Raw genomic sequence first — 15,538 nt, 5'->3', positions numbered from 1 at the left:
TCTCCCCGGCCCTTCACGCGTGCCTATTGACGCGTAACTACCCGCCATTCGGCCCGGTAACCGGCGCGCGATCGAAAAAGTAAATGCCGTGCGGCGACCGGCCCACAGCGATCGTTTGAATGAGTTTTCGATTGGTCATATCAATGATACCGATATGCTTCGCGAACCGGAACGTTACCCAAAGATAGCGTTTGTCGGCGGAAAGTTCCATGTCGTCGGGTCCCGGCAGCAGACCGGTGATATCGCCCACGTTGGTCAGCGCATCTTCATCAATGATGCTGATCGTGCTCGCCACACGGTTCGACACAACCACATGCTTGCCGTCCGCAAGCGAGCGGAAATTGTGCGCGCCGTTGCCCGTCTTGATGGTCTTGACGATCTTCTGCATCTGCCAGTCAACAACAGCCACGTAATCGGCGCCGGTCATGCCGACCAGCAAATATTTGTCGCCGGGTGTCATCCAGAGGCCGGCAGGCACCTTTCCGACCTTCATTTTCCACTTGATCGTCTGGGTCGCCAGGTCGATCGCCGCGACCTCACCTGAAACCTGCAGCGAAATAAATGCCGTCTTGCTGTCATTCGTGAACGCGATATGGCTGGGCATGACCGCCAGCGGCAAGCGCTTCACGATGGAAATATTCGTGCCGTCGTAGCGGTAAATATCCACGCGGTCGAGCCGCAAGCCGGTTGAGACAAACCATTTCTTGTCCGGCGAGAAACCCATCTGATACGGATCCTCGATGTTCTCCACCCAGCGCTGCGGCTTGCCCGTCTTCGGGTCGACGAACATCAGGTTGTTCGACACCGAGTTCGCCACGATCAGCGACGCGTTGTCAGGCGTCGCCATCAGGTGATGCGGTTCCTTGCCCGTCGGGATGGTGGACACGACCTGATGAGTGGTCTGGTCAATGAGGCTAAGCGTAGCCTCGCCGGAATTCAGCACGATGACGTTGTTGGCGCGCGCAGGCGCGGACAAGGACAAGGCGACGACGATCATTGCAGCGCCGGCGGCGGACGCGCGAACGAGACGAATAGAGAAAGAGTTACGCATGAAAGCTCAAGTCGGAAAACAGCGGCCATTGTAGAACGTTTGTACCGCCCGAAGATTGATCCAGAAGGGGTTTTGCGCGTTTTTTGGCATCTGCGGCGCAAATGCGACGGCCGCCTTCCTGAAGCACCGGTATCGCAAGCGGGGACGTTCCGATCAGCAGTGAAATGGAAGCGGTCGACCAACGGGTTGAGAACACGCCCGAACACGCCGCGACGACGCTCCCGGCCAAATCACCTCGCGCCAATGACACGACAAAATTCCATCCAATTTTCAATTAGTTTGCAATCCGAATAATAAATCTCGATCTTTGATCGTTTTTAGGAAAGATCGCGTGTTTCGCAAACTCAATAACCGCGATCATCCCGAGCTTCTGAGTCCGAAGCGTATCAATGCAGGAAGGCTGTCCGACGCCCGAGCGGGCCAGAATTTACGAGGCGGGAGTTCCTCGTTCCAAGGAGCCACTGCGCCCCACTGCGTTCCTGTCACTTCAGGCAAGCACGGGCGTGATGCGTTCCATCGATCAACCCGACATGTATTTGTCAAATTGTTAGACATCCTTCTTTCATGAATAGAATTTTCAAAGCAGTTTGGAATGAGTCTTCCGGCATATGGGTCGCGGCTTCCGAAACGTCGAAATCGAAGACCAAGCGGTCATCGTCGGCAGGCAAGCTGGTTATGGTGCACGCTGCACTGATTGGCGGTCTGGTGGCCGGGTCGGGAGTTCATGCGCAAGAAGCCGACCAGTGGGTCGCTGCGGGGGGCACCTCTAGCGCCGACTCCGTTGCGGCGGGCGCGACAGCATCGACGATGGGGACCGCCGCCACCGCAGCAGGATCCCTTGCAAGGGCGGGGGATCACTCGGTTGCTGTCGGATTCAACGCCACCGGCAATAGCAGCAACTCAGTCGCCGTCGGATCGGACTCGTTTGCGGCCGCGCATGCAACGGCGGTCGGCTCGAATGCACAGGCCAACGTGCAACAGTCGACAGCGATCGGCAACAATTCAACGGCATCTGAGGCCTATTCCACCGCCGTCGGAGATTCGTCTACAGCGTCGGGCGCGGCTTCAATCGCATTCGGACATGCGAGCGCGGCGACAGGCGGAGGTACAACGGCCATGGGAGCGTTCGCCCGCGCGACCGGTGACGGTGCGACCGCGGTCGGCTCGTCGTCTCATGCACAAGGAGGGGCCAGCGTCGCTGTCGGCAACTATGCGGCGGCGGCATCGGACAATTCCATCGCGCTCGGGTCAAGCTCCTCCGCAAGTGGCGTAAGCTCCGCCGCGCTGGGCCTGAACTCCACCGCGTCCGGCGTGCAATCCAGCGCCTTGGGCACCCAGGCTAACGCCGGTGGACTTGATAGCGTTGCAGTCGGATCGTTCGCCAACGCCTCGCAAGATAATGCTGTGGCTGTCGGCGGAAATTCGGCGGCGGTTGAGAATGCCGTCGCCGTTGGCAGCAACGCAGTGGCAACGGCGGCACAATCAATCGCCGTCGGTCGCGACGCAATTGCACAGGCAGCCAATGCGGTCGCCGTCGGACCTGCTTCTACCGCAAGCGGCATCAGCTCTACCGCCCTCGGTATGAACGCGGCAGCGTCGGGCGTGCAATCCAGCGCCTTGGGTACCCAAGCTAGCGCCGGTGGACTTGATAGCGTTGCGGTCGGATCGTACGCCAATGCCGCGCAGGATAACGCTGTGGCTGTAGGCGGAAACTCGGCGGCGGTTGAGAATGCAGTCGCCGTTGGCGGCAACGCAGTGGCAGCAGGATCGGAGTCAGTTGCCGTTGGCAGATCCGCTCAGGCATCCGCGGCCGACGCAACCGCCATCGGCACGTCGTCTCAGGCACAAGGCGCAAGCTCGTTTGCGGCCGGTTATAAGGCTAACGCCGCGGGCGAAAGCGCAATCGCGATCGGCACCTCTGCCAATGCGGCGTACGCGAATTCCATCGCGATCGGCAACAACGCTATGTCGAACAATGATAATGGCGTCGCGCTTGGAGCCGGTTCAGCCACCACGCAAGGACCGCAGTCCGGCTATAACGCGTTCGGTTTGTCCGCGCCGCAATCATCGACGGGTCAGGTCAATGTTGGCGGTCGCACGATCGGCGGCGTAGCTGCCGGCGCGGCTAGCGACGACGCTGTCAACGTCTCCCAGTTGCAAGCCGTGAGCGATCAAGCGCAGGCTGCCGTTGCAGCAAGCACTGAAGGCAACGTCAAATATGACCGTAACGCCGACGGCTCGGTCGATCATGGCAACGTGACACTCGAAGGCGACAGCGGCACAGCCATTCACAACGTCGCTGCCGGCGTAGACCCGACCGATGCTGTGAACGTCGGCCAGTTGAACGACGCTATCAATCAGGTCAACGCGTCTGTCGGCGATGCAGTCACCAACGCGGTGAATACCGCCGTGACCGATGCCGTGCATAACGCTGTTATCGACGCCAACGACCCCTTGTTCAGCGCCGACGGCGCCCGCGACGTAGACGCAGCAACCGCGTCCGGCGCACTCTCCGTGGCGGTAGGCGCCAAAGCATCGGCAACGGGCGCTGGTTCGGTTGCGATGGGCAACGGCGCTCAAGCGACTGCTGACAACGCGACCGCACTCGGCCAGAACGCTTTGGCGAGCGGTACCGGTTCGGTTGCCGTGGGCAACGGCGCTCAAGCTACCGCTGCCAACACGACAGCGCTCGGCCAGAATGCACTGGCGAGCGGCGCCGGATCCGCTGCCATGGGCAACGGCGCTCAAGCTACCGCCGACAACGCCGTCGCGCTCGGTCAGAACTCGGTCGCAGATCGCGCGAACACAGTCTCGGTCGGTACAGCAGGTGGCGAACGTCAGATCACGAACGTTGCGGCAGGCACGCAAGGCACCGACGCGGTCAACGTGAACCAGCTGAACCAAAGCGCCGGCAGCACGTTGAAGCAAGCCAACGACTACACCGACTCGAAAACAGAAGGCACGCGACGCGATGCCTACGCCGGCACGGCGTCGGCGCTCGCTGTTGCAGGCTTGCCGCAAGCGGTATTGCCAGGCCGGGGCATGGTCGCCTTGGGCGGCGGTACTTACGGCGGTCAATCGGCGGTCGCAATCGGCGTGTCGCAGCTGTCCGAAAACGGCATCTGGGCCTACAAGGTCAGCGGCACGACAAGCACGCGCGGTCAATTTGGCGTGTCGGTCGGCGCCGGCATGCACTGGTAAGCCAGCGCGTCATCCAGAGGTGGTGTCGCGGGCGAGCTGTATGAGCCTGGCGGCACCGAATCAATGAAAACAACGGAATCAGATCAAGAGATGAACTTCACACTCCGCAAAGCATCGCGCGCATTGCCCCTCGCCGCAACGCTCGCCGTTGCCGTTCTGTTGTCGGGCTGCGGCACAGGTAGCCGTCTCTCCAGCGACGGCAGCCAAGACCAGTTGGTCTTTCCGGCGATCGAATCGGCGTCAAATCCCGGCGGCAGCTATCCGTTGACTGAAGCTCTGCGCAAGCTCAAACCCGGCATGAACAAGAACCAGATCGCCGCTCTTCTCGGCCGCCCGCAGTTTCAGGAAGGTTTCTTCGGCGTCCGCGAATGGGACTACGTATTGAACGTGACGAACGACGCCGGCACTCCGCAAATGGTGTGTCAGTTGAAGGCCGTGTTCACGTCGGTTGACGAAGCGCGCAATTTCTATCGTAAATGCGGCGACAGCGTGGAAACGCTCGTCGGCGGCAAATGGCAGAAATATCTGGTGACACCGGTCAGCACGCAGGCAAGCGGCGAGGTCAACGCCGAACCCGTCGTCCTGTCGGGCCAACCTTTGAGTCTCGAAGTCCAGCCTTCGAGCGACACGGCAAAGTAACCTTGTAGAAGACGAAAAGCGCGAGCTTGGTATCAGCCAAGTCTCGCGCTTTCCTTTTGCCCTACCGCTGCATCGATTCCCACACCTTGTACAACCGCTTGACCGATATCGGCATCGGCGTACGAAGTTCTTGCGCAAAGAGCGAGACGCGCAATTCCTCCAGCAGCCATCGGTACTCGCTCAATCGCGCGTCGGCCACTCCGCCCCGTTGCGCAATCGCCCGCTGATAATTTTGCAGCAGCGGCGCAATCTCCGCCGACAAGCGCGCGTCTCTGCTCGCATCGGCTTTCAGCTTTTCTATGCGTAACGCCATCGCATTCAGATAACGCGGAAAGTGCGATAACTGCGTGTACGGTGTATCGATGACAAAACGCTTGCCGATCAACGCATTCAACTGCGCGATCATGTCCGTGTACGGTGCGCCAAACGACTTCGCCTGCGCCAATTTTTTCGCTACCGCCGCGTATTCCACCAGGATCAGCCCCGCCAGACGCGCAATTTCCTGCGCGAGAAGTGTGAGCCTGCTCTTACCCTGGTCACGCCGCACGTGGAAATCCACGTCGTTATCGGGAAGCGGATCTTGCAGGCACGCGCGATCCAATGCCGTTTCAATGATCTGATCGCGCAGCTCCTCCTGCGTACCGAGCGCCATGTATTGCAACGACATCTCGCGCAACCCGCCGAGATTACGTTCGAGATAACGAATCGGCTCGCGTAACTGCAACGCAAATAATCGACGCAAACCCGCCCGGTGGATCCGTGCAGCTTCTTCCGGAGAATCGAAGACCTCGACGTCGCAATGCGTGACGCGATCAACAAGTGCCGGATAGCCGAACAGCGTCTGACCGCGTCGCCGAATTTCCAGCAGCTCGGGCAACTTGCCGAAGTCCCATGTGGTCAGATTTTCGTACAGCGCGGTGCTGGAACTGGAACCGGAAGAATCGGACGCCGAAGCGCTCCGCGTAACCGGTGCTGCCGCGTCGTTGCTGCCATCCAAAGTCGCGCCTGCTGCCAGCTTTTGAAAATGCTGCTGTGCCTGGCCCCCGAGTTCAGCCCGCAACTGCGCCAAATTGCGGCCCATCGCGAGCTGCCGGCCGTGTTCGTCGATGACCTTGAAGTTCATGAACAAATGCGCCGGCAACGTTTCGAGCTTGAAGTCCGATGGTTTCATCGCGATTTGCGTTTGCTCGCGGATATCCGCAATCAACGCTTCGAGCAAACCACCCGCGCCGAACGTCTTGCCGCTGTGCCGCTCGACCACGCCAGCCGAGAACTCGGGCAACGGCACAAGATGCCGCCGTAGTTTCTGAGGCAGCGATTTCAGCAACAACTGAATTTTTTCCTTCAACATGCCGCGAACGAGCCATTCGGATCGGCGTGCATCGACTTGATTCAGGCCGAATAGAGGCACCGTCAACGTCACCCCATCGCGTGGAGAACCGGGCTCGAAGTGATAAGTCAGCGTCATTTCGATGCCGGCCATCGTCATCCGTTTCGGAAACAGATCGGTCGTGACGCCGGCGGCTTCGTGACGCATCAGGTCGTCGCGGGAAAGGAACAGCAACCTCGCCGACGATTCGCCCTTCTTCTCTTCATCGCGATACCAGCGCTCGAACGCCGCGCCGGAGTAGATGCCCTTCGGCACAAGCGAATCGTAGAAACCGAAAATCAGTTCATCGTCGACGAGCACATCCTGGCGACGCGACTTGTGTTCCAGTTGCTCAATATCCGCCAGCAGCTTGCGGTTATGCGCAAAAAACGGCAGCTTGGTTTCGAATTCGCCATCGACCAGCGCGCCACGAATAAACAGCTCGCGTGCACGCACCGGGTCCTGTTTGCCGAAACTCACACGACGTCGCGCGTAGACCGTCAGGCCATGCAGCGTCGCACGTTCAAACGCCGCGACCTGGGCTGCTTTCTTTTCCCAATGTGGTTCGGAAATCGATTTACGCAGCAAATGTGGACCAACCTGCTCAAGCCACTCCGGTTCGATCTTTGCGATACATCGCGCATACAGCCGGCTCGTTTCCACAAGTTCGCCCGCCATCACCCAGCGCCCGGCCTTCTTCAACAACGCCGAACCCGGCCACAGATAAAACTTGATGCCGCGCGCGCCGAGGTAATACGGTTCGTCGTCGGCCTTGAGACCCACGTTGCCGAGCAAGCCCGTCAGCAACGCGAGATGAATCTGCTCGAACGTGGCTTCGGATTCGTTCAGCCGCCAGCCATGTTCACGCACGACCGTCAGCAATTGCGAATGCACATCGCGCCATTCACGCAAACGCACGTGGTTCAGGAAATTTGCACGGCAAGCATCGGTGAGCTGCTTGTTCGACTTCTTGTGCGCGATCGCGTCCTCAAACCACGCCCACATCCGCGTCCATTGAAGGAACTCGGAGCGCTCATCGGCGAATTTCTTGTGCGCCTGGTCGGCCTGCTCCTGCGCCTCGATCGGCCGGTCGCGCGGGTCCTGAACCGACAACGCGCTCGCGATGATCAACACTTCGCGCAACGACTGATGATCGCGCGCGGCAAGAATCATTCGGCCGACGCGCGGATCGAGCGGCAGGCGCGCCAGCTCGCGACCGAGTGGCGTGAGGGCGTTGTCGTCATCGACGGCGCCGAGTTCGTTCAGCAACTGATAACCGTCGGCGATGGCGCGACCCGGCGGTGGTTCAAGGAACGGAAACGTCTCGATAGCCGTCAGGTGCAGCGACTTCATCCGCAAGATCACAGAAGCCAGCGACGACCGCAGAATTTCCGGATCGGTGAAACGCGTTCGCAGGTTGTAGTCGTCTTCTTCGTAGAGACGAATGCACACGCCGTCGGCCACGCGACCGCAACGCCCCGCGCGCTGATTCGCCGAGCTTTGCGAAATCGGCTCGATCTGCAACTGCTCAACCTTGTTGCGATACGAATAACGTTTGACGCGAGCCAAGCCGGTATCGACAACATAGCGAATCCCCGGCACCGTCAGCGACGTTTCCGCGACGTTCGTGGCCAGTACGATCCGCCGCGCGTTCGACGTCTTGAACACACGCTCCTGCTCGGCCGCGGAAAGACGCGCGAACAACGGCAGGATTTCGGTATGCGGCGGATGGTGCTTGCGCAGCGCCTCGGCTGCGTCGCGGATTTCGCGCTCACCCGGGAGGAACACGAGGACGTCGCCGGGGCCTTCGCGGCACAGTTCATCGACGGCGTCGACAATCGCTTCCATCAGGTCGCGATCGTTTTCCCTTTGAGTCTTTGGACGTTCCAGCCGATCTTTTTGCTGCTGGCCCGGCGCCGGACCTTGTGCCGACTTCACTGCCGCGCTCTCTTCCTCCACCGGCCGATACCGCACCTCAACGGGATACAGCCGCCCGCTTACTTCGATGACGGGCGCGGGCTTTTCATCGCTGCCGAAATGGCGCGCGAAACGGTCGGCATCGATAGTCGCCGATGTCACGATCACCTTCAAATCCGGCCGCCGCGGCAGGATTTCGCGCAAATAACCCAGCAGGAAGTCGATGTTCAGGCTGCGCTCGTGCGCTTCGTCGATGATGATCGTGTCGTAGGCGGCGAGCAGCGGATCGGTCTGCGTTTCGGCGAGCAAGATGCCATCGGTCATCAGTTTCACCGATGCGCCAGGCGACAGGTTGTCGGTGAAGCGGACCTTGTAGCCCACCACCTCGCCGAACGGCGTACCGAGTTCCTCCGCGATCCGCCGTCCCGTCGCCGATGCCGCGATCCGACGCGGTTGCGTATGGCCGATCAGCCCTGTACCGCCCGCACCGAGGCCGCGCCCGAGAGCGAGACAGATCTTGGGTAGTTGCGTCGTTTTGCCGGAACCCGTTTCGCCACTGACGATCACCACCTGGTTCGCCTGGATCGCGGCAGCAATTTCGTCGCGTCGGGCGGAGACCGGCAGCATTTCGGGGAACCGGATCGGCGGGATAGGGTTCGGTTCGACTACGCGGCGGGGGCGCGGGGTGTCGCGCTGTTTGGGGCCCGCGTCGGGGCGTACCGGACCGGGTTGCGTGTGTTCGGTTCGTCCAGCGCCGCCGGATTGCGGACGAGCGTCGGGTCGGACAGGCGCGGCAATTCGCTTGGGCTCGCGTTCTGGCCGGCTGCGCTGTTGCGCATTTTCCGGTGGGCGTCCGTCTTTTTGCTGGCGATCGTTGTGCACGGCCGGCTCTGCGCGGTCCCGCGTTTCTGCGTGGGATCGACCGGGTTGCTTGGCCGCGCGTTGCGGCGTGCCGTCTATCGCCATGCGCCCGGCCCGATGCGCCTGCTGTTTTTCAACCGGCAGTTCGACCGATGCCACTGGCAGAACTTGATCTTGCCCGGTTGCCTCTGGCTCCGTAACAGATGCTATCGATGACCGTTCCGCATTGCCGTGCTCAGTGTCGTCCGAGCTGTGCGGTTTTCGCCCACTTTGATGGTTCGTCGCGTTTACGTGCCGTCCAATCGCCGGTTGCACGATATCGGTGCGTTCACGTGCGCGGGAGTCCTGTGTACGTCGAACATTTGCGTCCTGCGCAGGACGCTCGCTTTCGCTGCCTTGTTGTGCAGGACCGTTAGCGGACTGGTGAACGCGCGACTTGCGCTGATCGCTTTGCGGCCGGGTATTGATATCTGAAGCCGACCGTTCGGCCGCTTTTTTTGCCGGACCACTGGGAGTCGCCACGGTTGGCGCCTTCGTTTCAGGTTTCCGCTGCCCCGACCCCACTCGGGACACGCGGTCACTGCGCGGTACGTTAGCGTCACTTTTCCCAACGCCCGGATTTTTCGAACTACCGGCGGACACACGTTCGTCCCGCGCCGTCGTCGGTGTCATGGGTGTCACAGGTGTCTTCACCGCTTCGGCCCGTTTCACCGTCGATCCGGTCTCCTGAGTGCCGACGCGTACCGTCGTGCTTTCACCGCGCCGCTCGGACACGGTGCTGGGAGCCTGGGAACTGGTGACGCTCACCTTGCCGGACGCCAAAGACAACGAAGCTAGCGCTGACAGCGACGACAATGTCACCGCACCGCCGCGCTCGTCTTTTCGCGCCGGACCTGGCCGCGCGGACGAAGTCGAAACTGGGGAAGACGGACTGGGCGACCCTTTCGGCCCGGTGCGGGAAGAAGAAGGAGAAACCGCGGTCCCCTTCTGAACAATTTTTTTCGATGCGTGCTGACCAGCCGCCGGACCCGCAGCGGAACTGGAACTGGAACTGGAACTGGAACTGGAACTGGAACTGGAACTGGAACTGGAACTGGAACTGGATCCGGAACCCGGAGCCGTACCCGCCCCCGACGCCCCCGCGAACCGCCGCGCAGCGGCCTCCTTCTTGCGATTGGCAGCGCTTTCAGCGCCGCCTCCGGCGTCATCTTCGCCATCGCTTTCGCGCGCTGCTGCATCGCGCAGCAGCGCTTCACGCAGCTTTTTCAACTGCTCCTGGGGGTCAAGCTTGTCCGCATCGGCGGGACGTTTGGAAACATTCGGCATAGCACGGCATTATAATCCCGGCATGAATTCTCAAACCGACCTCCCCGCCGCGCCTCCGCCGGTTACGACCGAGCCTGAAGCGCCTGATGAACACGGCCAGTTCGTGGAATGGATGCGCTCCGTCGCACCCTATATTCACGCGTTCCGAAACAAGACCTTCGTGGTCGCGTTCGGCGGCGAACTGGTGCAGGAAGGACGCCTGAACGCGCTCGTTCAGGACGTCGGACTGCTCCATGCCATGGGTATCCACGTCGTGCTCGTGCACGGTTCGCGACCCCAGGTGGAAGAACAGCTGAACCTGCACGGTGTGGAATCAGAGTTTTCGCATGGCTTGCGAATTACCGACGCCCGCGCGCTCGAATCCGCGAAGGAAGCGGCCGGCGAAGTGCGCCTCGACATCGAGGCAGCGATTAGCCAGGGCTTGCCGAACACGCCCATGGCGCACGCGCACATCAGCGTGGTATCGGGCAATTTTGTGACAGCGCGGCCGGTCGGCATTCTGGATGGCGTCGATTTCCAGCACACCGGCGTGGTGCGCAAGATCGACGGCGATTCCATTCGCCATTCGCTTACCAGCAGCAAACTCGTCCTGCTCTCGCCGCTCGGTTTTTCGCCGACGGGTGAAGCATTCAATTTGTCGATGGAAGATGTAGCGTCCGCGGCGGCCATTGCACTACGCGCCGACAAGATCATTTTCCTGACCGAAACCCCCGGTCTCGTCGATGAAAACGGCGAACTGGTGCGCGAAATGTCGCTGGACGACGCGTACCGGCTGCATGAAAGCGGCGAACTGCAGGGCGACGCCGCGTTTTATCTTAAGCACACCATTCGTGCGTGCCGCGGCGGCGTGGCGCGGGCGCACATCATTCCTTACGCGCTCGACGGCAGCATCCTGCTCGAATTGTTCCTGCACGATGGCGTCGGCACGATGATCTCGTACGAGAACCTCGAAAGCCTGCGTGAAGCGACGCCGGACGACGTCGGCGGGATCCTGACCCTGATAGAACCGCTGGAAATGGACGGCACGCTCGTGCGGCGCGGCCGGCACCAGATTGAACGGGATATCGACCATTTCTCGGTGATCGAGCACGATGGCGTGCTGTTCGGCTGCGTGGCGCTGTATCCGTACACGCAGGAACGTATAGGTGAAATGGCCTGCCTGACGGTTTCGCCTGAAGCGCAAGGTTCCGGCGACGGCGAACGCTTGTTGAAACGCGTCGAGCAACGCGCGCGGGCGCGTGGCCTCACGCATATCTTCGTGCTGACCACGCGCACCGAGCACTGGTTTCTCAAACGCGGGTTCGTCAAGGTAACCGTTGACGACTTGCCCGAAGACCGCCGTCGGCTGTACAACTGGCAACGTAAATCGCTTGTGCTGATGAAACAGCTCTAACTTATTTCGAGGCGCGTTCGTCCGGCTGCATGCGCACTGATGCGCGGCCCGACGCGAGGCGTCCAGCTACCCCGCTACAGGAGAATGACAGATGGCCCGAACGATTCAATGCGCGAAACTCGGCAAGGAAGCCGAAGGACTCGACTTTCCGCCCCTGCCGGGCGAACTCGGCAAGCGGATTTATGAAACGATATCGAAGGAAGCGTGGCAAGGCTGGCTCAAGCAGCAAACCATGCTGATCAACGAAAATCGCCTGAACATGGCTGATCCGCGCGCACGCCAATACCTGCTGAAGCAGACCGAGAAGTACTTTTTCGGTGAAGGCGCCGACACCGCGCAAGGCTACGTGCCGCCGACTCCGAGCTGATCAGCCGAGTTGTTTTCCGGCGATGAAAAGCCGGCCTTCCAAGGCCGGCTTTTTCTTTTTGCGAAGCCGTTCCGAACGGGCGAGAGCGCCATCCTCCACGCCCCGGTTTGCGCATCGTCTTGCATCGTGCTAACATCTCCTTCTTTCCAACTGCAATTCAAAGTCAATTTCTTAGCAATGACGCGCATGAAGCATTTATTCAAGCGCCAATTCAAAGATATCGGCGAGTGGTTGTGAAGGCTTCCCCGGGTCTGGATTTGCCCGTGGACACGTTGTTCTCAAGCCTTCTCAATCCGCGACACAGCACGCAACCGGACTGCCGCGCTTTTAGCGAAATTCTCCCGCCTCCGTTGCCCAATTTAGCTGCGTCCAGCCATCTATTCCCGTAGTACCCGAGTAGTTATCCATGTAGTACCCACGAAGTGCCATTTCGCGACCTCGCCCCGAGGGCTCGGCATTGTCCATCGCACCGTCAGCGCATCTTTTATGCGTTCAGCGTGCGGGCCACCGCTTTCGGTTCACACACCGAACTCGCCTCGTCGCGAAACTGCACTTTCCCGGCAATGTGCGCCTGGCGCACGCCGAACTGTCCCATGGGCGGCTCGGCAACACACCTGGAGCTTTTCTTCATGGCAATACCGAACGACGGCCTCTGGCGCCAACCCCTATCTGAAGAAAACCTGACGCTGGACGACATCACCATCGTCGATAAATCGCTGCTCAAGCGCGCAGTCGGCGCAATGGCGATCGGCAACGCGATGGAATGGTTCGATTTCGGCGTCTACAGCTACATTGCGGTGACGCTCGGCAAAGTGTTCTTTCCGTCGGCCAATCCGGGCGCGCAATTGATCGCCACGTTCGGGACGTTCGCGGCGGCATTTCTAGTGCGTCCGCTCGGCGGCATGGTGTTCGGGCCGCTGGGGGACCGCATCGGCCGCAAGCGCGTGCTGGCAATGACCATGATCATGATGGCCGTCGGCACGTTTTGTATCGGCTTGATTCCAACGTATGGAAGCATCGGCATCTTTGCGCCGATCCTGCTGCTCGTCGCACGTTTGATCCAGGGCTTTTCTACCGGCGGCGAGTACGGCGGCGCGGCGACGTTCATCGCGGAATTCGCGACGGACAAGAAGCGCGGTTTCATGGGCAGTTTTCTCGAGTTCGGTACGCTCGTCGGGTACGTGTTGGGCGCGGGATGTGTTGCCGTGTTGACCGCGACGATGTCCGAGCAGTCGCTGCTCTCCTGGGGATGGCGCATTCCGTTCCTGATCGCAGGACCGATGGGCTTGATCGGCTTGTATATCCGGCTGAAGCTCGAAGAAACCCCTGCCTTCCAGCGCGAAGCCGACAAGCGTGAAACCGAAGCGCACAGCACGCCCAAAGAGCAATTCCGCGATATGTTGGTCAAGCAGTGGCGCCCGATGCTGCAATGCGTCGGGCTGGTGCTGATCTTCAACGTGACCGATTACATGGCGCTGTCTTATCTGCCGAGTTACCTGTCCGCCACGTTGAAATTCAACGAAACGCATGGGCTTTTCATCGTCCTGATCGTGATGGTGCTGATGATGCCGATGACGCTCGCCGCCGGCCATCTGTCGGACAAGGTCGGGCGCAAGCCGGTGATGCTGTTTGGATGCGTCGGGTTGCTGTTGTTGTCGATGCCCGCGCTGACGCTGATCCGCATGGGCACCGTGCTGCCGATTTTCAGCGGCATGCTGATTCTCGGCGTGTTGCTTTCATGTTTCACCGGCGCGATGCCGTCGGCATTGCCCGCGCTCTTCCCCACCAAGATTCGCTACGGCGCGCTTGCGATCGGCTTCAACGTATCGGTTTCGCTGTTCGGCGGGACGACACCGCTGGTCACCGCGTGGCTGGTTTCATCGACGGGAAACCTGATGATGCCGGCGTATTACCTGATGGGAGCATCGGTCATCGGTATTGTTTCTGTGCTCGCGCTCCATGAAACGGCCAGGCAGCCGCTGAAGGGTTCGCCGCCGTGCGTGGGTTCGCGCTCGGAAGCGCATGCCGTGCTGCGCGGTGTTCGGCAAGCAGCCGAAATGGACGACCGGATCCCGGAAGCGACCGCACGCGCATAAGTCATCAAGCTGATTGATTGGCGTTGTTGCCCAATCGTTCGATTGTTAAACAAAGAGGCCATCCAGCTAACGCTGGATGGCCTCTTTGCTATTTGCGTGGTCGCTCAAAGCGGAGCCAGCCGCTGGCCCGCCATTCACTCGATCAGTTGCACGATCTCCACCTGCAACTCGCCCTTGTCGATCAGCATGATGCCGAGCGTCACCGGCAACTTGAATCTGCGCGGGCCGGCACTTCCCGGATTAACGAACAGCGTCGCGCCCCGGCGTTCGATCAAAGGCTTGTGCGAATGACCGGTGACGACCACGTCGATACCATCGAGTTGCTTCGGAACGTCGGCGATGTCGTGGACCAGATGAATCGCCGTCCCGCCGATATGAAACGTCAGCGCTTCCGGCAGGTCGTCGATCCGTGCGCCTGAGTCGTTATTGCCGCGGACCGCCGTGACGGGCGCGAGTTCGTTGAGGGTATCGAGGACGCCAGGATTGCAGATGTCGCCGGCGTGAATGATGTGCTCGCAGCCGCGCAACGCATGGAGAGCTTCCGGACGCACGAGGTTGTGGGTATCGGAGATGATGCCAATGCGGATGACAGGTGACATGAGCTTCGCTCGGAGGACTCTGTGGTCCGAGCGTAGCACCGTCCCCGCGGCGCGGGTCGTTACTCTTCCGTCAACAGGACCTTCTCCATGCGCCGGTCGGGGACGAGCCACAAGACCGCAACGATCGCGTACAAAGCGGCGGCAACCCACGGCTGCCAAAACGATGCGACGATGGCAACGAGATACAGCACTACCGAAAGCTTGCCCTTGCGGTCCGAGCCGAGTGCGCGCTCCAGCATCGAGTTGGGGCCGTGCAGGCTGACCAACGCGCGCGTGAGGATGAACCACGCGACCGCTGTCATGAAGAGATCAAAGCCGTAGAGCGCGGTGGGCCATGACGCCAGGTGGTTCTCGCCCATCCAGTTGGTGGTGAACGGGAGCAGTGACAGCCAGAACAGTACGTGGAGGTTCGCCCACAGCACGCTGCCGTTGACACGCTGGGCTGCGTGCATCAGGTGATGGTGGTTGTTCCAGTAGATGCCGACGTACACGAAGCTCAGCACGTAGGCGCAAAACACCGGGCCGAGTGCGCTGAGTGACGCCAGATCCGCACCGTGCGGCACCTTGAGTTCCAGCACCATGATCGTGATGATGATGGCGATCACGCCGTCGCTGAACGCCTCGATCCGATTCGTGCCCATTTCGTCCTTTCTCGTGCTTTCTTGTTTTAGCGCCGGGGCTGGATGCCCCTGATACGGCCTCGCCCTGGCCGTGCGCAG

The 15,538-nt window shown here is 60.7% G+C and carries 11 protein-coding genes; 6 read left to right on the top strand and 5 right to left on the bottom strand.

Features of this window, described 5'->3' with window-relative positions:
- Positions 1-37 precede the first annotated feature (37 nt).
- A complete protein-coding gene (locus FH08_RS0140755; RefSeq protein ID WP_235210673.1) occupies positions 38-997 on the bottom strand; it encodes a beta-propeller fold lactonase family protein in 960 nt (319 codons plus the stop codon).
- Positions 998-1,615: 618 nt separating this feature from the next.
- Here FH08_RS0140755 and FH08_RS0140745 point away from each other — a divergent pair.
- Entirely contained in the window at positions 1,616-4,252 is a 2,637-nt protein-coding gene (locus tag FH08_RS0140745) for a YadA-like family protein (RefSeq protein WP_031363863.1), read from the top strand.
- Positions 4,253-4,342: 90 nt separating this feature from the next.
- On the top strand, positions 4,343-4,891 hold the full coding sequence (locus FH08_RS49835; protein WP_160172551.1) for an outer membrane protein assembly factor BamE: 549 nt from the start codon (positions 4,343-4,345) through the stop codon (positions 4,889-4,891).
- A 61-nt stretch (positions 4,892-4,952) separates the two neighbouring features.
- Here FH08_RS49835 and hrpA read toward each other — a convergent pair whose 3' ends face one another.
- On the bottom strand, positions 4,953-9,143 hold the full coding sequence (gene hrpA / locus FH08_RS0140735; RefSeq protein WP_081889758.1) for an ATP-dependent RNA helicase HrpA: 4,191 nt from the start codon (positions 9,141-9,143) through the stop codon (positions 4,953-4,955).
- 625 nt (positions 9,144-9,768) lie between these two features.
- Between hrpA and FH08_RS50970 the strand changes: the two genes are divergently transcribed.
- From FH08_RS50970 to FH08_RS0140725, 3 genes are all read left to right on the top strand, one after another.
- A complete protein-coding gene (locus FH08_RS50970; RefSeq protein WP_152603046.1) occupies positions 9,769-10,029 on the top strand; it encodes a hypothetical protein in 261 nt (86 codons plus the stop codon).
- Positions 10,030-10,386: 357 nt separating this feature from the next.
- The gene (gene argA / locus FH08_RS0140730) at positions 10,387-11,757 is read left to right on the top strand and encodes an amino-acid N-acetyltransferase (RefSeq protein ID WP_031363860.1); all 1,371 of its coding nucleotides are present in this window, start codon (positions 10,387-10,389) and stop codon (positions 11,755-11,757) included.
- A gap of 91 nt (positions 11,758-11,848) precedes the next feature.
- Positions 11,849-12,124, top strand: a complete 276-nt coding sequence (locus tag FH08_RS0140725; RefSeq protein WP_031363859.1) for an oxidative damage protection protein — start codon at positions 11,849-11,851, stop codon at positions 12,122-12,124.
- Between the two features lie 484 nt (positions 12,125-12,608).
- On the opposite strand, the gene FH08_RS52780 is transcribed toward FH08_RS0140725, so the two are convergent.
- Complete coding sequence (locus FH08_RS52780) at positions 12,609-12,755, bottom strand: hypothetical protein (protein WP_160172550.1); 147 nt, start codon at positions 12,753-12,755, stop codon at positions 12,609-12,611.
- Here FH08_RS52780 and proP point away from each other — a divergent pair.
- The gene (proP, locus tag FH08_RS0140710) at positions 12,754-14,220 is read left to right on the top strand and encodes a glycine betaine/L-proline transporter ProP (protein WP_031363857.1); all 1,467 of its coding nucleotides are present in this window, start codon (positions 12,754-12,756) and stop codon (positions 14,218-14,220) included. The two genes, FH08_RS52780 and proP, sit on opposite strands and share 2 nt — an antisense overlap.
- Before the next feature lie 134 nt (positions 14,221-14,354).
- Here proP and FH08_RS0140705 read toward each other — a convergent pair whose 3' ends face one another.
- Positions 14,355-14,819 (bottom strand): metallophosphoesterase family protein, encoded by a 465-nt coding sequence (locus tag FH08_RS0140705; protein ID WP_031363856.1) that lies wholly within the window; start codon positions 14,817-14,819, stop codon positions 14,355-14,357.
- A gap of 59 nt (positions 14,820-14,878) precedes the next feature.
- Positions 14,879-15,460, bottom strand: a complete 582-nt coding sequence (locus FH08_RS0140700; RefSeq protein WP_031363855.1) for a TMEM175 family protein — start codon at positions 15,458-15,460, stop codon at positions 14,879-14,881.
- Positions 15,461-15,538 lie beyond the last annotated feature (78 nt).

Source organism: Caballeronia sordidicola, from assembly GCF_000729995.1.
GTDB lineage: Bacteria > Pseudomonadota > Gammaproteobacteria > Burkholderiales > Burkholderiaceae > Caballeronia > Caballeronia sordidicola_A.
The sequence above is the reverse complement of the archived record's forward strand: the minus strand, read 5'-3'. Positions and strand labels throughout refer to the sequence as shown.